The following is a 16,832-nucleotide window of genomic DNA, read 5'->3' as shown; positions in this document are numbered from 1 at the left end:
TGTTGCTTGAGGATTGCGTGTGTACGACGGCGCGCCGCAACCGGTCAGCGCAAACCGCTCATTCGAGCTATGCATAGAGCGAGAATTTTCCGATTCATCCGGCTCATGTCGCTGATGCAGAAGTTTCAGTGTTCTCAAGAAGCCCGCTCTAATAAATTGGTCGCCACGCTATCCAGAAAGAGAGAAGCGAGGAGATATGCGTGGACAGTTCAATTGAGAACTTCGCGGGGCGCAGTACTCCCGCCGGGGTAGCTAGGAATGATCGGAGCCGGCGTAGCGTGGCGCTGGTCGCCGCGACATCAATCGGGTTGGCGGGCGGGTATACCGCGCTATTTGCCGGCACCACCGGCGTGTTCCTGCTGCCCATCGCGCAGTCGCTGAATGCCGGGCGCGGCGTGGTCGCCAGCTGTATGGCCCTGGCATCGCTGGGCCTGGCCATCAGTTCGCCTGTGGCGGGCCGCCTGATGGATCGCTTCGGTTATCAGCGTGTCATCGGTGTGTCCATCATCTGCTTCGTACTCGGTCTGCTGCTGCTGGCCACGGGCCCGATGACGACGTCGGCGCTGGGCACCAAGGCCTTCTTGCTTGGGTTGCTGGGCGTGGCGACTTCGCCGGTCGGCTACCTGCCTATCCTAGCCTATGCCTTCGAACGGCGCGTCGGTTTGGTGTTCGGCATCGCTTCGATCGGAGCGGGTATCGGGGCAGCGCTGGCACCGCTGTTTACCGGCTGGATGATCCGCCATTACGACTGGCAGACGGCATACCTGTTGTTGGCCGTGGTGGCGTCGGTGATCGGTTACATCGCGCACACCATGCTGCGGCGTATTCCCAACCAAGTAAAGACCGCAGATGCGTCGGCCGTTGCCAGGCCGTTGGTCGTTCTGTCGGGGGATGAGGCGAAAACTGCTTTCGCCAATCCATGCTTCTGGCTGATCGGCGTGTGTGTTGCGTCGGTCGCGGCGGTCGGCCTGGGCGGGATCGTGCACTTGCCGGCCCTACTGTCGGACAACGGCGTGTCGCCCGAGATGGCGGCGGCCGGTGCCGCATTTTCCGCCCTCGGCCTGACGGTGGGACGGTTCCTGGTGGGCTTGCTCCTAGACCTGATTCCAGCGAGAGTGCTGGCTTCTATAGTGTTCCTGTTCGGTGGCTGCGGCGTGATGCTGCTGGGTACCGCAACGCACGAAACCCCCTATCTGCAGCTTGCATTGGGAGCGATGCTGACAGGCATGTTAATCGGCGGGGAAGGCGATCTGGTGCCGTTCTTCGTGAAACGTTACTTTGGCCTTAAGAGCTTCGGTGCCATTTACGGCCTACTGATCTCGCTGTTCTGCCTGGGCACAATGTTCGGCCCCGCGCTGTATGGCTTGGCCTTCGACCGCTTTCATAGCTACGACATCGTGATGGTAACCGCCGGCATCGTGTGCTTCGCCTGCGCGCTGGGAATTCTAATGATCGGCTCCTATCGTTATCCCGATCCGCATCCGGTCATCCGTACCTAGCACGTAGCAGCTGTTCCAGATGTTGCGGAGTCCACCGAACACTTTTGTCCCTAGGCGTAGGTATTCGCCTACGACCTAAGCGGAGCTTTTGCTTTCTGTACTGGCATGCGCAATGAAGATCGCAAGATTGGAACACTAGGGTCAGGCCGTCTAGGGAATCGTCGACGATGCAGCGTCGGGATACTGAATGGTGTGCGCAACTATGGCGAGGCACAGACTGACGCGGCATCGGCAGTCGACGGCTGGGGGCTATGTTGGTATTCGGGGGCATCACATATGAATCAGGCGCTGCTCAAGAAACCATAGGATCGCCTCGGACTGATCTCGATACTGGATACGATCAACCGGCTTAACCGCATAACCTGGACTGCCGTGTACAGAACCGTACGCACGGTGGTATGAGAGGACTGCGGGTGTGAACCTGCCTCCCACACGATTCTCTCAGTTACCGGGTGAATTCGATAACCAAATCACTCGGGTTGCCTTCAAGCCCTATCTTCCATTCGGGGAGTTCAGTTGCTATTTGCAGCAGTAGTATTCCAACTGCGTCGAAGTAGAGGCGGGTGCTCGCGCCAGCCGGCGCAGAGACCCTGACCGTAATGTGCTGAAAGCCTCCGGTCGAATCTGGCTCAGTGGGCAGTTGACTGTCTACTTGGCGCTTGAACTTAGCGGCAAGAGTTGATGCGTTAAATTCCATGCTCGATTCCATTCCAGCATAAACAATAGCCCCGGCTAACATGGTCAGAGCTTGAGGTGATTATGGCTTCAAGGATATATGATTGTTATATGATTAATTAGACTCTGGCTTCTCAATACGTCAAGTCGTTTCTGGAATCAGTCCAGGCTCATCGAGGCGGCGGTGTCGGTGTGGCGATGAGATCAAAGAAGAGGTAAATTAGAAAGCGGCCGTCAAAAACGGGGTGATGTTGGTGGTCGCTAAAATACATATTGAAGCTTCTGGATAGTAGAATGTTAGCAGAGTATTAGGTGGCTTGCTATTCATTATTTAGCCTATGCTAGGCATTGACGCATGTAGCCAAGCTAAACTCAATCCAGAAAGTTTGGTGAGAATCTACCTCCGGAACAATGGCGGGATTGACCTACATTCGAGTTCGAAAAAATCAAGTTATCCGCGCAAACGAAGCCCCGGAGGTTCGCGGCTCCGGGGCTTCTGGTTCGTTCCATCCCTACTGCCATGAACGAACGTGCCAAGATCATAACAATTGTGGTACCTCCCATTCCAGTCCATATTCGTGCGACTGCGGCACGAGGCTAATACGTGATGCGCACTAATTAATGCGGCTCAAAGTCAGATGGTTCTTAAATTCTATTTATCTATTTGGGGTTTTGTCGCTGGTTGGATGGATTTCTGATTGGGTAGGCGGTACGTTTAGCTAGATGTGATCAAGATTTGATGGTCAACGGTCGTGCATATCGACCAGTCCGTTATGTTCGTTGCAGGGTGACTACTAGCCACTTCCTCCAGACGCTCGACGCGGTCATAGGGTAAGGCGCTGGGCGACCTGATCTTCGCCGCGAGCGTGCGCCCTGCCTAGTCGGAGCAGACCGTGGGTGAGGCAACAGCCAGCACCCAGGCTGACTACACTGCGGCGAGCCGCCTGTAGCAGGGGCGCACGGACGGTGGCAAGTGCGCTGCCGAAATTTTGATCATCGACAAGGAACTGGTCCTTTCAACGACAAGATCGACTGCCAGTTATTCCTATTGGCCGGCTTACTTCTGGCTGGGTATACGAGCAAACCGTCACCGCAGTGTCGGAAGTCTACGGGCTTGGGGTAGAGGTACATTTTGCCGACTTTGGTGTCGGTCGCATCATAGACGGAAAGTTCCAGGAGCAACTGGAAGCACTGCATCGGGGGACCAGCTAAGCGCTGTGAGTATTGGGTCCGATGAGAGTTTACGGCTTGAGCACTATCTGTGAATATACATTGACTTGTGTTTATTGAATGGCTGGTGTGTGGTGGTGCCTGAAGTGCTTGTCGGCTGTGTTTGGATTGATTACAGGTATTTTTTAAACGATGCGGCAGTGATTGCCACCATGAATCCAAGCAACGCAGCACATGGGAGTAATACCCAACTCGGATTCAGTGACCACGGAAGTGACAGATAGATTACCCAAGGGCTAATCAAAAGCGGCAACAATGTTCGCTTGGCTCGATGATAGACGAAGCTACTTTCCCTGTCCGCTCCGAACTTGCGCAGGTCGCGGCGCATCAACCCGTCGATCATGCCAGTGAGCATCGCAAGCAAGAAAAGGGGGGTGGCCAGAGTGAGGACGGTTAAGCGCACCACGAAAGTGAAGATCGTGAACAGTGTCGCCAGCAGGTAGTCTTGGCCTGCGACATATGCTTGAGCAAGCTGTCCTTGCGGCGATGACTCGCGACTGAGCAGCTTCAGTTGGATGTCAGATTGAGCCCAACCGGAGCGGACGACAACCCAGTCGTTGATGCGCTCGAGAATCTTCGATGTCGCTTGCGCCGGCTCTTGTACCAACAACGAGCTTTTGAAATGGTTGCTGAGCCAGCCAAGTTCACTCACCCACATCGCATGGCTGTGATGCCAGCCTTGTTCTGGCCAGAACCACAGCATGCCTATGAACTCCAACAGGATGGAGAAGAGTAAGGAAGCAAACAGTAGGCCGAGCAATCGCAGACACAGCTCAAGCGTGCCGATGATCAGCCCTGGTCGTCGTTGTGTCTGAGGCGGGTTGGTTGGGGTAGTAGGCATAGAGACCCTCAGGCGTTCGCGGGCTACCAGGTGATCACTGGGCAGGTTTACGTCCTAGTGGTGGCATCTCGGGATCGAAGTCGATCGTCGGTGCACCGCTGGCGCTGGTCCACCAGCTACTTGCATTGGCGTTGTAGGACTCGCGCATGCGCGCAGCTAGGGCCTGCAGATCCGCCGGCATCGCATCGTCGCTGGCCGGTTTGGGCAGCGGCATTCGCACTTTCCACAGTTGCCCGCCTTCCTGGAACGAGAACATCTGGCCCTTCGGCAGAGCGATGATGTGCGCGGGCTCGATCAGCGGCACGGCGGTGGTGGTCACGCGGTCCTGCGAGGACGAGGTGAAGTCGGTACGGGCATCCGGATCGGCCGTGTCGGTCGCGCCGGAGACCAGGGTGCGTGTCTGCACGTTGACCTTGGGCAGTTGGTTGGTCAGCAGTTCAGCGGTCGCAGTTTCCCGTACGCGCAGCATCTGCAGGGTGTTGAAGTTGCCGATGACCTGGCCGGCCTTGGCCCGGCTGCCGATACGTGCCTCGATGTCGCTCAAGGTTTGGGTGTAGGCGGTGACCTGGATACCGGCACCGCCGCCCTTGTTGATCAGCGGGATGAACTCGTCGCCCATCAGCTCGTTGAACTCGTCGGCGTGCAAGTTGATGGGCACCTTGTCAGCCGAGCTGGAGGAGCCCGGCAGACCATAGTCAATGCCGTGTTTGTAGATATGCCCAGCGACGGAGACCAAGTCGGCAAACATCGAGTTACCGACCGCGGCCGCGACCTCGGCATCGGACAGGGCATCCAGGCCGACATAGACGATGCCGCGTTTACGGATGACCTGCAGCCAGTCGAAGATCGGCCGTGGATCGTCCAGGTCGGCGTAGTTAGGGGCCAGCAACTGGGCCGTCTTGCCGCTGGTGAGCTTTTCCAGCAGCGGCAGCAGCGAGGCGACGATCTTGTCGAAGTAGGTGCGGTCGTAGCGCACCGCCGAGCGCAGGCCATCCATGACCGGGTCGAAGAGGCGCTTGGCGGTCAGGTACTGCTCGATGGCGACCACGCGTTTCTCGCGGCCGATCATATGCCGTGGCACGTTCTTCTCGTTGAGCCGAGCTTCGAGATCAACAATGGTCTCCCAGGCCTGCGGATCATGCCGGGCGAAGAAGTGCTGGGCGTATTCGATGAACAGCGCATCGATGTTCACCACATGGCGCTGGATCTGCAGGTAGTCGGGGCGCCGGCCCAGCTCGATCAGGGCCCGGGCGATGATGTTGACGAAGCGCCAGGCGAACTCGCGAAACGCTGCCGAGTTCCCTTCACCGCTCAGTTGCCCAGCGATACGGGTGGCGACCTCCGAGATGCGACCGAAACGGCCGATGGCGTTGTAGCGCGCGGAAATCTCAGGCCAGCCCAAGTGGAAGACGTAGAACTCGTGTTCACGGCCGGCGCGTCGCGCTTCCACGTACATGCGCTTGAGCAGGTCGGCATCGCCTTTGGGGTCAAAAACAATCACCACTTCCTGGCTTGGTCGGTGAATGTCCTGGGTGATGTAGACCTCGGCCAGGCGCGTCTTGCCGACCCGCGTGGTGCCCAGCACCAGGGTGTGGCCCACGCGTTCGCCCAGTGGCAAGGAGGCTTCCAGCTCGTTGGGCTCGACGCCATGCAGCAGCGGTGAGCCACCTACGGGCGGCAGCGGTCGTACCGGGTTGAGCGGGCTGTCCCAGGCGGTCACGCGAGGCAGGAGGGAGAGTCCTGACGGCGCTTTTTCCAGCACGTGCTCCAGGCGCCGTGCCCATTGGTAGGCCGCTGACTGGTTGACGTAGCGGGCGAGTGCGGGATCCTGCGCTTCGAGCAAACGCTGGGTGTGCAGGCGGCTCCAGCGGAAACCACGGCCCATGAACAGGCGCTTGCTGCTGACCGGGATCTGTCGGCTGGTCAGCGAGTAGCGGGGTAGACGGCGTATGTTGCGCCGATAGCGCAGGACAATGCGAGCCTCATTCAGGCGCTTGAGGCCGAAGGCGGTGTAGGCCAGGGCCATGCCGGCGCCAACCTCCGGTGACAGGGCTACTGTCCAAGGCGAATGCAGGCACAGCGCGCCGGCACTTGCACAGATGCCCACGGTGTACAGCTCTACTGCCGGGCGCAGCAGGGATTCCAACGCATGATCACCCATGGCGCTACCTCACTGCTCCAGGCCGGTCGGTGTGATCAGTACCGGGTAGTGCTCCAGTTCCAGTCGCTCAGCGATGTCGTCGCCGCTCACCGGCCAGACGGCCAATCCAGGCGCGAGCGCTTGGATGCGCTGCAGCGCCGCGACATCAGCGACCTCAACGGCCAAACCGTTGGCGCCCAACCGCTTCAGTGCTGGCGCGTGCTGCGCCAGCCACGCCAATGAGGCGGCGTCCGCACCAACCAAGAACAGCGGGACCATGCCTGTCAGATCCAAGGCTCTGCGCGGCACCTCACCCGGCGTAAGGCGCGCACTGTACACCGGCAGCACCCAGTTCAGTGTTCGTGGGTCGGGCCGTTCGACCGCCGCGGCCGATTCAGCGGCCATGACAGGGGGCGTTGGCACAAGCCATGCCCCGGTAGCCAACGACCCCACCAGCCTGCAGATCAGTGCGCCCCGGCGAACGTAAGTCATGAGCGTGGTCCTCCACGGCTGGACGTGGCGGCTTCAAGGCGCTGCCAGTGCTGGCTGAACTGCGTTCGGTAGCGCGCCGCCGGAGCCCCACCAGCAGGCCGGTGGTAGCGGCCGGCGGCGATGACCCAGTCACCGACGTCGGCGTAGTGCTCGCGCAACAGGTCGGCGGTGACGGCGAGGTTGCTACGCGGATCGAGGGCATCGCAGGCGCTGGAGTAACGCTCCGGGTGATAACCCAGGTTGGTTTGCCCCAGGCCAACATCGATGCGTTTGGGATCATGCCGGGTGAGCGCCATGGTGAGTGCGGTGCAGGCCTGGTCACGGGTGGCGAAACGCTGTGGAGTGCCGGCCACATTTAAGGTCCACGGCCAAGGGATGAGTCTCCCACGCAACGGCGTGCCGCTCTCTTGCTGGGCAATGGCGAACAACACCGAGGCCGGGATGTCGGCCTCAGCGGCAGCCAACTGGTACGCAGGCGGGGGTAGGTTGCCTGCCTGGGCCGCAGCCACCCCAATCAGGGCCAGGGCGAGGCTCAGTCGACGCGTTGCCATTTTCCTTCCACCTGTTGAAAGCGCGCGGGCAAGGGGCGGCTGGCGCCGAGGGCGAACCAGCGGCCGCGGTCGTGATTGAGGGTGACTTGATCTCTGCTGACCTGGGCAGGGGTAATGCCCACCTTGCGCGCCCATTGCCGAATGCGTGCATCGTCGCCCTGGCTGCCCACCAGATAGATGTCCAGGTGGGCGCCCATGCTCAGCCATTGGCGGAGGCTGGCCTCACAGGTCGAGCACGGGTCCTCTACAAAAATGGCGTAGCGCGCGCTGCTCGACGGGATTGTTGCATCGCGCATCCCCTGCACCGGCAGCAGCCCCGGGAACAGCCGCGCCCAGGCCGCGGAGTAGGCTTTTTGATAGGCCAGTTCGCGCTCGGCACGCTTGGCTTCGAGGCGCACCTGTAGCTCGGCATAGCGTCGGCGTCCTGGTCTGAATCGGCTTCCACACCCAGGGTGGTCAGCGGGTCGAGTTGGGGTGACCAGTACTGGCGTGGACCGCTCCGCAGGTGCTCGAACTTGGCCCATTCATCATCGGTCAGCCCCCAGGCCTTGGCCTGTGCTGCGGATCGCGCTTGCTGCAACGGGGCCTGCTCGCTGGACTGCTGGTGAGTTTCAACCATGGCGGGTGCGCTCCATCCCGGGCCTGCCACTAGGCAGATGGGAACTAGGAGCAGCGAGAGGGTGGTGAACCGGACCATACGCACCTCATTACGGCAGGGGCAGCGAACGTTCGCCGAGGCCAGGCACTTGGAACACGGCCTGGTTCCGGCGAATGGCCTTGAGCTGCCAGTCGTTCAGGCTGTCACCGGGCTGCAGCAGGTGGACGGTCGACAGGGCGTGCGCGCCGGCCGGTAGGGCCGAGACAAAGCGGACGTCGCCCCGAGTCTCGACACCCAACAACGTAAATGGCGGCGTCGGGGTTTGGATTTTGGCGGCCCGTTTGGCGGAGGCTGCAGACTGGGTCTGTGCGGATGGCGCAGTCGATCGAGCCTCAAGGGTGTGGACGGCGGTTTCGGTGTTGTCCAATCGTTGTTCCAGCGCGACCAGATCGGCATTGGTCGGACCCAGCGGCTCCGCTTCAATGGCCTTGAGCGACGCGCTCATCTCATCCAGCTGTTTGCTCAACGTCGCGAAAGTCGCGTCCTGCTGGCGCTGGTGCTCACCCAGCGCTTTCACTTGCGCTGGGAGTGCCGCGACGGTGGCGCTGAGTACATCGAGGTCCCGCCGCAGCGCCGGTACTGGATCGGCTGGCGCATTCTCAGCAGCGACCAGGAGCGCGGTCAGTTGTTGCTGGTGGTTGTAGGTCACGGCGGCCAGTACGGCGGCGCCGAGGCACAGGGCCCCGAGCACCAGGGCCTGAAAGTGATGGACTTTCATGGCGCGATCTCCAGGGGCGGCTGAGGTGGGGCGGGCACCGGTGCGCGAAGGGCGTAGCACACGCTGCGTTCGACCGGATCGATCACGAGCCGCCAAGCCGGGCCGCCGAGGATGGTCAAGGCGTCCAGCAGCGCCATCGGCCCGAGTTGGTGCTGCACGGCCGGCAGGAAGCGGCTGAACAAGGTCGTGACCTCGGCGCGGTTGGTGCAGAGGGAGTAGCCCGAGCGCTGCAGCACGTGGCGCAGGGCATCACCGACCGTCGCGTGCAGCGCCGGTGCAATCTGCACGGTGATGAGCTGGAACAATGGCTGGCGTTGCTCCAGCGTCGGCCGCGTGCTGACCAGGGTGTAGCGGTCCTGGCGGACCCACGCCGGTGACGCTGACAACGGCTTGGAGGGGGTAGCCGGAGCTGGTACGGCCTTGGCTGGCGCCATCGGTGGGGTGATGGCAGGCGACGTGTTGCAACCCGCCAGCGCGAGCATCAGGACAAGGTAAGGAAGTGCGGGCGTGTGCATGAGCAGGTCTCGACAGAAGTTGCCGACACCTTGGCAACGCGCGCGAGGTGCACCCACTGAAAAACCGAAGTTGCCCACCCTGTTTATCGGGCCCAAGGCATAAAAAAGGCGCCCTGCAGGGCGCCTTGGGTCAATCGTCTGTAAACACTGGCAGTCCTGCCAACGGCGCTGCATCGGGATCGAACACCAGAAAGCGCGTGTCGGCTTGGCCGGCCAGCAGCAACAAGGTCATCAACACCGGCGGTACCTGTTCGTCTAGTAGGCGAGTGCAGACCTCTGCCGCCGAGCAACCCAGGCTCTCTACATGGCCGCTGCGGTGCCAGGGTGTCGAGTACAGCTTGCAGCCGATGGAGCGGTTGCTGACCAACCGGAAGCATTCAAAGAAGCCGGCCGGTCGTTCGCTGCGGGCAAGCTGCTCAAGGTAGGCGTACTCGTCGGCCGGTAGGTGGGAGGAGCTGATCTCCCAGCTGCGGCTGTACTGGCCGGTGGCGAAGGACAGCTGCTGCATGAGTTGGTCCGCTGCTTCTTGGCTGGGAAGGTCGCCGAGGTGTACCAAGCCAGTCAGCCGCTCGGCCGTGATCTGGTACAGCACGGTGGTGACCATACCATCCGCGGGCAACTGCATGCGAAGAAACCCAGAGACATCCTGGCCTTCCGTGATGACGGCACAGTCGTCATCGAACACGCAGGCCTGACAGTTGATGTGATCATCCTCCAGGTCCAACTGGGCCGTGTGCAGGGAGCGGTAGCAGGGCGGGCACTGGTCGTCGTAGTGGATTTGGACCACACGTTCGCAGGAGAACGCATGGAAGCCGCGGGCAAAGGGGTTGGGGGCTGAGGTGAGCATGGTGGCGCTCCAAGGAAAAGGAAAGGCCACCCCATGCAGGCGGTGGCGGGAGAGGGAGGATCAGATCCAGCCGTATTCGGCCAGGGACAGCGGCTGACCTTCGCCAACGATGATGTGGTCCAGAACACGGACTTCGACCAACGCCAGTACTTCGATCAGGCGCGCCGTCAGCACGCGGTCGGCGCCGCTGGGTTCAGGGCAGCCGGAAGGATGGTTGTGGCTGAGGATGACTGCGGCGGCGTTGTGCGCCAGTGCCTTGACCACTACTTCACGGGGGTACACCGAGGCCCCATCGATGCTGCCGAAAAACAACACCTCGAAGTCCAGCACTCGGTGCTGGGAATCGAGGTACAGCAGCGCAAACACCTCGTGGTGATAAGGCGCCAGGCGCAGCTTCAGGTAAGACGCGGCGTCGGCAGGGGTGATGAGGACTTCGCCGCGCTGGAAGTAGCGCTGGTCCAGCAGCTGCAGGGCTTCGTTGATCAATGCATCTTCGTGGGCGCGCTGGGTCAGGGCCGGGTCGAGGGGCTCGACCAGGGTCAATGGCGTGTTCATGAGCAGAACCTCGTGTGCGGGCGCGCTCCGGTAGGAGGTCCCGGTGGGTGGTATCAGGCGGTTACAGGCGGGTGAAGCGATGACGAGTGCCGTGCGACGGCGAGTGACAGCCTTCGCAGGGGCGGGTGGAGAAGGGGTCGATGCCGACGCCAGTGTTCGGATCGAAATCGGCGCTGAGCGGCAGTAGTGCCTGCAGCTCGTTGCGCATCTGCGCGATTCGCTGGTCGACTTCGGCCTCGCTGTAGTAGAGCGACAGCGCGCTGAAGTCGTCGTAGGCAACCGCCTGCAGACAGTCTTCGCAGAGCCAGAAGCTTTCCATGGCAACCTCCGACGTGAATGAACAACAGGCGCTCTGAGAGCGCCTGCTGCTGGCGGTCAAACTGCCTCAGGCAGACTGACGTGCTGCGGTGGATTCACGGGTGGTGGTTGGAGTTGGCTGGTGCTGATCGGAGTCACCGTCAGTGTTGACCTTATATCCATCCGTCTCCGCTTGTGCTGTCGCGTCAGAGGCAGCGTCGGTGCGGGCGGGCGCACGGTAGCTCAACTGGCCATCGACCTTGATCCACTCGATGAATATCAGACGGCCCTTGAGGCTTGCGCCGGGTTGCCCCTTGCGTTCGCCTTTCTCGTACAGGAAGGGATCTACCCAAAGGTCGCCAATGCGAAACGCGATGAGGACCTTGCGTTCAGCGCGCACGTCTTCGAGGTGTTCACGGATCAGCCGGTCGGCTTCACCGCTGGCGACCTTGCAGTCGAAGCGGGTGTACTCGACGTCGTCCGAGGCGCCGTGCAACGCGGCGATGTCGCAGGCCATGAACGCTTGGCCACGGCGAACTGGGACTTCGCGGACCCGGTTCAGGTAACCGATGCCTTGGGTGTGCAGGTTGAAATAGGTGGTGGGGGCGTTATTGCTTGCAGTAGCCATGGTGGATCTCCTGTTCAGCAGAAACGCGGACATCCACCGGCCCTGGCGGCTGGTGAGTTCCGCAAGGGGTAGGTGCAATCACATGATCGGTAGAGAGGGCGCTCATCACCGACAGGTCGGTGACCGTGCGAGCTGCCGAGCGCGAGTCGCACTTGGGGAGAACCACCCGAATCGGGCGCAGCCTTGAAGGTTCTGGCGGCCTGGGTGCTGTCAACGACAGCGGTGTGCAGCTCATCTATAAAACGCAGCCAACCCTCCGTCAACCGGGGATTTGGGATGGTCTGGGCGGGCGGAATTCGGTGGCTTTCGGTGGATTTTCAGCGGCGAAAAAATAGCCCGACGGTCATCAGGCTAGGAGGAGGTGGACCACCTTTGATCCGGCGATGTGACACCGGAGTTCGTCGCAAACTCTCCGCTGTCGATCCACCTGGATCAACCGACCCTTGTCGTGGCCTGGGTCGGAATCAACTGGCACGCATCCGCGCACAAAAGGTGCCCAGTGTTTCGCCGGCGGGCACCGGGGCTGAGCATCGTCGCCGAAGCGGATGACCCTTGAGGCCTGGCACAAGCCACACGGGTCATCCGCCTGGGGGACTTGGAACGCTGAGAATTCATCCGCAGAGGCGGTGAAGGGTGGCTCCGAACTCTACGAGTCTGACCGAGCTGCCCGGAGCGAATCGGTCTGGGGTCGCCAAGTGGCGAGGGGCTGGATCACTACACCAGCACGGCAGTGTGGCGTCAAGTCATGTGCGCTTCGAGCGCTTGGTTTTGGCTACCGGCTTGGTGCCCTTGCATTCCGGGTAGCGGATGCAGGACCAGAAGCTGCCGGTGCGCCCTTTGCGCTGGCGCATGGCACTGCGGCAGACCGGGCAGAACGGCCCTTTGGAGGGTGGCGATTGCAGGGTGAGCGAGGCGTTGCTGCGCACCAAGCGGGTCAGCCACTGCGCCTGCTTGGCAAGAAAGGTCTCGACGCTCAACTGGCCCGACTCGATGCGTTCCAGTGCCTGCTCCCACAGTGCCGTTAGCACCGGATCGGCCACTTCCGGTGGCACCGCTTCGATCAGGGTGTGCGCCGATGCTGAGGCGGCCAAGCTGCGTTTCTTCTTGGTCAGGTAACCGTGGTCGATCAGGCCTTGGATGATGGCCGCGCGAGTGGCCTCGGTGCCGAGGCCGCAGCTGTCCTTGAGCGTTTGCTTGAGCCGCGGATCGGCCACCTGGTTGGCGATAGTTTTCATCGCCTTGACCAGCGTGCCCTCGGTGTAGGCTTTGGGGGGCTGCGTGCGCTGGGCAATGGCGCTCGCCTCAGTCAAGGCCGCCGAGGCGGATTCGCGCAGTGTGGGCAGGCGTTGAGCCTGCTCGCCAGGCTCATTGCCGTGGGCTTCGTTGACCACCGCTTTCCAACCGCGCACCAGAATCTGCTTGCCGCGGGCGAGCAACTGATCGGCCTGACTCTGCAGCAGCACCTGGGTTTTCAGATATTCATGCTCAGGAAGGAACTGCGCGAGGTAGCGGGCGCGAATCAGCGCGTAAACCGCCTGCTCACGCTCGGAAAGCTGAGTGAAGTCGAGGGTGATGGCGGTCGGAATGATCCCGTGGTGCGCGGTGATCTTGCTGCTGTTCCAGGCCCGCGAGCGGCGATAGGGATCGAGCTCTTTAATGACCTGGCCGAGAGCAGGGCTGGCAGCCACCAGAGCATGCAGTATGCGGGGCACCTCATCCAGCATGCTCTCGGGCAGGTAACCGCAATCGGTGCGCGGGTAGGTCGTGGCCTTGTGGGTTTCGTACAGCGCCTGGGCGATTCCCAGCGTCTTTTGGGCACCGAGCCCTAGCTTGGCCGAGCAGACTTCCTGCAGCGTGCCGAGGTCAAACGGCAGTGGTGGGCCCTCGCGGACCTGCTCCACCTCAATGGTGTCAATGCGGGCCGTTCCGTGTTGGCTCAGGCGCAGTGCGGCTTGCCTGGCGGCCGCTTCATCGGTGCAGCGGCTCTCATCGTCGCAGACCGTAGCTGGAGCCTGCCAACGGGCTTTGAAGCTCACGCCTTCTGCCACCAACGGGGCGTCGACGCTCCAGAAGGGTTGCGGCACGAAGCTGGCGATGGCCCGGTCGCGCTCGACCACCAGGCGCAGCGTTGGTGTCTGGACGCGGCCGACCGGCAGCACACCATCAAAGCCGGCACGGCGGCCGAGCAGGGTAAACAGTCGGCTCAAGTTGATGCCCACCAGCCAGTCGGCGCGGGAACGGGCCAGTGCACAGTGGTACAGCGGCAGGGTTTGTTCGCCCGGACGCAAGGCGGCTAAGGCCCGCCGGATCGAGGCTTCATCCAGGGCTGAAAGCCACAGGCGCAGGATCGGACCCTGGTACTGACAGCGCTCGAGGATCTCGCGGGCGATCATTTCACCCTCGCGATCAGCATCGGTGGCGATGACCACTTCGCGGCACGTACGCAATAGTTGGTCGATCACCTTCAGTTGGCTGGCGACCTTGGGCTTGACCACCAACTGCCAGCGAGCGGGAATGATCGGCAAGTCGTCCAGCGACCAGCGTTTGTAATCACCATAGGCCTCAGGGGGCGCGGTTTCTAGCAGATGGCCGACGCACCAGGTGACGGTGACGTTCTGGCCCTGCAGGCAGCCATCGCCGCGCCGGCTGGCCTGCAGTACTCGGGCGATGTCACGGGCTTGGGACGGTTTCTCGCAGATGAACAGGCGCATAGTCGGGCCCTCTCGGTGGGTACCGACAGGGTGCGGGTATGGTTGTGAAGCGCCAGGGTAAAGCCGAAGTCGGAGGGGTCGATTCGACGCTTCAGCGCAAGGGCAGAACCTTAATTGCGTTGCGTGAGGTGGATGGCCAGCGTTTGCAGAAACTCCAGAGCGAACTGTTTAACGGCGTCGCCCAGCTTCTTGATGATCGTGGTAATTCGCTGATCCTGAACCTGGGGCAGGCCGCGGTCGCGACGATACTTCGCCAACTGGCGGCCAATGTCATGCGGGCTAGGCTCTTTGACGGGCAACGGGGCGCTCTGCGATTCGACCCATATGGTTGACTACCCACCCAAGGATACGAGCGGCTCAAAGAGTTGACTAGCAACCCTCCGAGGTGTATCGCGAAAAATAACGGCATGACCCGCCCGTTCACACGGAGGCTTCAACTTGCACGAATTCCACCAGAGTGAGGCAGGCAGTTAGCGATCAATGCCTACGAGCCGTTCATGGCTACCCATCTGGAACCGGACAATGGGGAGGCGCGCGCACAGTTGATCGCGTGGGTTCAGGAGAGTCCGGCGCACTGGCGGGCATTCCTTGCCCTGGACCAGTGCCTGACAGAGGTGACGCAGTTGTTGGAGAGTGGGCCGCGCGGGACAACCCGGCGAGATGGTTAGCGTACCGACAGCCAATGCTGCTCGCCGGGTAAGCTGCGCAGCCCCTGCACTATCGCGCAGGGTGCAGCGATTCCACGGAGTTCCGCGACTCACCCCGTCTTGCGCGGGGCTTTCTTGGCACCGCCTCTACGCGTGGCGTTGGGAGTGTCCTGCGCCTTCTCGCGCATGGAGACCGAGGCCAGACGGTGCGGCAAGATACCGATGCGCCGAGCCTCGACCTTGAAGGTCACCCGCGCGTTGTCCTCGCTGTCCTCCCACTCCTCCTTGACCGTGCGACCCTCGACCAGGATACGCATGCCCTTCTGGTACAGCGTGCTCCAGTGCTCGGCATCGCGGTGCCAGAGTTCGACCGGCGCCCAGTAGCCGCCACGGTCCTCATAGCCGCCTTCACGCGGTACCGGGTTGTCGAAATAGACGTTCAGCCGCAGCAGGCGCCGCGGTTCATCCGGGTTGGAGTTGAACTCCTGAAATTCCGGAACGCTGCCGATGTTGCCTTCACCTACAAATAACGTACTCATGCGGGTCACTCCTCGGTGGGGAAATAGGTAAGAGCGAGCTCGGCGGCCTCAAGCTTTTTGGCACCGGCGACGGCCTGGCGATACAGCGACTGCAGGCTACTCATCTGCAGGTTCAGCACGACGCGGTTGGTCTCCAGCTGATACAACGCCCGCCGCAGCTCAGGGTGCAGGTGCGGGTGAACCACCGATTCCTGCCACACCTGCGCGCCCATGCGCTGAAAGTCCGGACTGCGCCAGCGCAGGAAGTCGGTGCCCGTCGCGCTGCGCTGGACGACCAGTCGCAACTCCAGCAGCGAGAAGGGGGGCTGCGCCATGATTGCTAGCATCACGGCCATCAATTCGGCGACCTGAGTGCGCAGGCGCAGGATCGTCTCGGCGAACTGCTGCAGCTCCCCTTTACTCTTAAAAGGCTTTAAAAGGCCTTTTAGGGAGGCACCTTGTGCGAACGCGCGATAGGCATCTGCTGACAAGCGCCGGGCAATCGCATCGGCGAGGGTCATGCCTCACCCCCTTCGCCCGGCTCTTCCGGCGTAGGTTGTGCCTCGGTCTCCGGCAGGGCAGGTTGATCCGGCTCATCGGGATTCGACGTGGCCTGACTTCGCGCGATGGGGGGCGCGAATTGAGAGCGGCGGCTGCCTTCAAGAATGTCCTGCGGTGGCAGGCCGAACTTGTCGATCGCTTCGCGGGCACGGGCGTTATTGGCGGCCACGTCATCCCGACTGACTCCCGCCAGACGGTAGCGCTGAGCCAGACCGAACAGACTGCGCAGCTCGTGGGCACCGTGATCGATCCAGGTTTCCATGTCGGGGCGGCCGATCAATGCCGTGTGGTGGGCGAGCAAAACGCGGCGCACCAGGGTGTCGTAGTCGGTCAGCAGGTAGACCGCAAGAAAGCCCAGCTGGCTGCCGATGAACAGGGGGAGGGTGACAGGATGGATATTGAGGTTTTCGCCGATGTCGACCTGGGTGGGCAGGGCGCGTTCCACCTGACTGACCTGTTGGGTCAGCGCACGCATTTCGGCCTTGGCCTGCAGGAGCTTGTCCTCCAGCTGCAGCATGAACCAGTCGGCGAACGGGTCATCCTGGCTGCTGGCGTGCTTGAGCAGGTTGGTGACGCCGATGTAACCGGCCATGCCCATGATCGGGTGCACCCCTTCGCGCCCCATGCGCCCTTGCCACAGGCGCGCCGCATGGTGGGTGTGCAGGGTGAGGGTGATGCTGCTGCGCAGAGAACCCAGGTTGAGCTGGTAGTGATCGGTCATCGCCAGTACCTCGCCGTCGGAATGACGC

17 protein-coding genes and 1 pseudogene are annotated in these 16,832 nt (G+C 61.9%); 2 read left to right on the top strand and 16 right to left on the bottom strand.

Annotated features, from left to right (window positions below):
* Positions 1-278 precede the first annotated feature (278 nt).
* On the top strand, positions 279-1,499 hold the full coding sequence (locus APH25_RS06590; protein ID WP_023047522.1) for an MFS transporter: 1,221 nt from the start codon (positions 279-281) through the stop codon (positions 1,497-1,499).
* Between the two features lie 445 nt (positions 1,500-1,944).
* Here the strand turns inward: APH25_RS06590 and APH25_RS06585 are convergent, their stop codons facing one another.
* The 13 genes and pseudogenes from APH25_RS06585 to APH25_RS06525 all read right to left on the bottom strand — a co-directional run bounded on the left by APH25_RS06585 (position 1,945) and on the right by APH25_RS06525 (position 14,357).
* Complete coding sequence (locus APH25_RS06585) at positions 1,945-2,196, bottom strand: hypothetical protein (RefSeq protein ID WP_023047523.1); 252 nt, start codon at positions 2,194-2,196, stop codon at positions 1,945-1,947.
* 1,320 nt (positions 2,197-3,516) lie between these two features.
* The gene (locus APH25_RS06580; protein WP_041505775.1) at positions 3,517-4,245 is read right to left on the bottom strand and encodes a TIGR03747 family integrating conjugative element membrane protein; all 729 of its coding nucleotides are present in this window, start codon (positions 4,243-4,245) and stop codon (positions 3,517-3,519) included.
* A 34-nt stretch (positions 4,246-4,279) separates the two neighbouring features.
* The gene (traD, locus tag APH25_RS06575; protein WP_023047525.1) at positions 4,280-6,406 is read right to left on the bottom strand and encodes a type IV conjugative transfer system coupling protein TraD; all 2,127 of its coding nucleotides are present in this window, start codon (positions 6,404-6,406) and stop codon (positions 4,280-4,282) included.
* Between the two features lie 9 nt (positions 6,407-6,415).
* Positions 6,416-6,790, bottom strand: a complete 375-nt coding sequence (locus APH25_RS06570; RefSeq protein ID WP_071556415.1) for an integrating conjugative element protein — start codon at positions 6,788-6,790, stop codon at positions 6,416-6,418.
* A gap of 83 nt (positions 6,791-6,873) precedes the next feature.
* A complete protein-coding gene (locus APH25_RS06565) occupies positions 6,874-7,428 on the bottom strand; it encodes a lytic transglycosylase (RefSeq protein WP_023047527.1) in 555 nt (184 codons plus the stop codon).
* Positions 7,410-8,125, bottom strand: a pseudogene (locus APH25_RS06560) (TIGR03759 family integrating conjugative element protein). Before APH25_RS06560 ends, APH25_RS06565 begins: the two are co-directional and overlap by 19 nt.
* Before the next feature lie 10 nt (positions 8,126-8,135).
* Positions 8,136-8,804 carry a hypothetical protein gene (locus APH25_RS06555; protein WP_023047529.1) on the bottom strand — a complete coding sequence of 223 codons (669 nt, stop codon included), beginning with the start codon at positions 8,802-8,804 and terminating at the stop codon, positions 8,136-8,138.
* A complete protein-coding gene (locus tag APH25_RS06550; RefSeq protein WP_232862267.1) occupies positions 8,801-9,376 on the bottom strand; it encodes a PilL N-terminal domain-containing protein in 576 nt (191 codons plus the stop codon). Before APH25_RS06550 ends, APH25_RS06555 begins: the two co-directional genes overlap by 4 nt.
* Before the next feature lie 73 nt (positions 9,377-9,449).
* Positions 9,450-10,166, bottom strand: coding sequence for a hypothetical protein (locus APH25_RS06545; protein ID WP_023047531.1), 717 nt, complete (start codon positions 10,164-10,166; stop codon positions 9,450-9,452).
* A 60-nt stretch (positions 10,167-10,226) separates the two neighbouring features.
* A complete protein-coding gene (locus APH25_RS06540; protein WP_023047532.1) occupies positions 10,227-10,721 on the bottom strand; it encodes a JAB domain-containing protein in 495 nt (164 codons plus the stop codon).
* A 61-nt stretch (positions 10,722-10,782) separates the two neighbouring features.
* The gene (locus APH25_RS06535) at positions 10,783-11,040 is read right to left on the bottom strand and encodes a hypothetical protein (RefSeq protein ID WP_023047533.1); all 258 of its coding nucleotides are present in this window, start codon (positions 11,038-11,040) and stop codon (positions 10,783-10,785) included.
* Between the two features lie 66 nt (positions 11,041-11,106).
* Entirely contained in the window at positions 11,107-11,646 is a 540-nt protein-coding gene (locus tag APH25_RS06530) for an STY4534 family ICE replication protein (protein WP_023047534.1), read from the bottom strand.
* Between the two features lie 743 nt (positions 11,647-12,389).
* On the bottom strand, positions 12,390-14,357 hold the full coding sequence (locus tag APH25_RS06525) for a DNA topoisomerase III (protein ID WP_060481454.1): 1,968 nt from the start codon (positions 14,355-14,357) through the stop codon (positions 12,390-12,392).
* A 38-nt stretch (positions 14,358-14,395) separates the two neighbouring features.
* On the opposite strand from APH25_RS06525, the gene APH25_RS25445 reads away from it, so the two are divergent.
* Positions 14,396-14,689, top strand: coding sequence for a hypothetical protein (locus APH25_RS25445; protein ID WP_023047536.1), 294 nt, complete (start codon positions 14,396-14,398; stop codon positions 14,687-14,689).
* Positions 14,690-15,114: 425 nt separating this feature from the next.
* Here APH25_RS25445 and APH25_RS06510 read toward each other — a convergent pair whose 3' ends face one another.
* From APH25_RS06510 to APH25_RS06500, 3 genes are read right to left on the bottom strand one after another with little or no spacing between them, the layout of a single operon-like run.
* Positions 15,115-15,543 carry a single-stranded DNA-binding protein gene (locus APH25_RS06510; protein ID WP_023047538.1) on the bottom strand — a complete coding sequence of 143 codons (429 nt, stop codon included), beginning with the start codon at positions 15,541-15,543 and terminating at the stop codon, positions 15,115-15,117.
* A gap of 5 nt (positions 15,544-15,548) precedes the next feature.
* Complete coding sequence (locus APH25_RS06505) at positions 15,549-16,043, bottom strand: DUF3158 family protein (protein ID WP_023047539.1); 495 nt, start codon at positions 16,041-16,043, stop codon at positions 15,549-15,551.
* Entirely contained in the window at positions 16,040-16,804 is a 765-nt protein-coding gene (locus APH25_RS06500) for a PFL_4669 family integrating conjugative element protein (protein WP_023047540.1), read from the bottom strand. The genes APH25_RS06505 and APH25_RS06500 overlap by 4 nt, the downstream gene beginning before the upstream one ends.
* Positions 16,805-16,832: the final 28 nt, after the last annotated feature.

This window comes from Pseudomonas sp. NBRC 111119, assembly GCF_001320125.1.
In the GTDB taxonomy this organism is placed as follows: domain Bacteria; phylum Pseudomonadota; class Gammaproteobacteria; order Pseudomonadales; family Pseudomonadaceae; genus Aquipseudomonas; species Aquipseudomonas parafulva.
Note: the sequence above shows the minus strand (reverse complement) of the source record. Positions and strands in the feature narration are given on the sequence as shown.

Coding starts and splice junctions, on each gene's coding strand:
- traD (WP_023047525.1), bottom strand. CDS start 6,406: ATGGGTGATCATGCGTTGGAATCCCTGCTGCGCCCGGCAGTAGAGCTG.
- APH25_RS06510 (WP_023047538.1), bottom strand. CDS start 15,543: ATGAGTACGTTATTTGTAGGTGAAGGCAACATCGGCAGCGTTCCGGAA.
- APH25_RS06535 (WP_023047533.1), bottom strand. CDS start 11,040: ATGGAAAGCTTCTGGCTCTGCGAAGACTGTCTGCAGGCGGTTGCCTAC.
- APH25_RS06530 (WP_023047534.1), bottom strand. CDS start 11,646: ATGGCTACTGCAAGCAATAACGCCCCCACCACCTATTTCAACCTGCAC.
- APH25_RS06545 (WP_023047531.1), bottom strand. CDS start 10,166: ATGCTCACCTCAGCCCCCAACCCCTTTGCCCGCGGCTTCCATGCGTTC.
- APH25_RS06505 (WP_023047539.1), bottom strand. CDS start 16,043: ATGACCCTCGCCGATGCGATTGCCCGGCGCTTGTCAGCAGATGCCTAT.
- APH25_RS06585 (WP_023047523.1), bottom strand. CDS start 2,196: ATGGAATTTAACGCATCAACTCTTGCCGCTAAGTTCAAGCGCCAAGTA.
- APH25_RS06565 (WP_023047527.1), bottom strand. CDS start 7,428: ATGGCAACGCGTCGACTGAGCCTCGCCCTGGCCCTGATTGGGGTGGCT.
- APH25_RS06570 (WP_071556415.1), bottom strand. CDS start 6,790: ATGGCCGCTGAATCGGCCGCGGCGGTCGAACGGCCCGACCCACGAACA.
- APH25_RS06540 (WP_023047532.1), bottom strand. CDS start 10,721: ATGAACACGCCATTGACCCTGGTCGAGCCCCTCGACCCGGCCCTGACC.
- APH25_RS06580 (WP_041505775.1), bottom strand. CDS start 4,245: ATGCCTACTACCCCAACCAACCCGCCTCAGACACAACGACGACCAGGG.
- APH25_RS25445 (WP_023047536.1), top strand. CDS start 14,396: ATGGTTGTGAAGCGCCAGGGTAAAGCCGAAGTCGGAGGGGTCGATTCG.
- APH25_RS06500 (WP_023047540.1), bottom strand. CDS start 16,804: ATGACCGATCACTACCAGCTCAACCTGGGTTCTCTGCGCAGCAGCATC.
- APH25_RS06525 (WP_060481454.1), bottom strand. CDS start 14,357: ATGCGCCTGTTCATCTGCGAGAAACCGTCCCAAGCCCGTGACATCGCC.
- APH25_RS06555 (WP_023047529.1), bottom strand. CDS start 8,804: ATGAAAGTCCATCACTTTCAGGCCCTGGTGCTCGGGGCCCTGTGCCTC.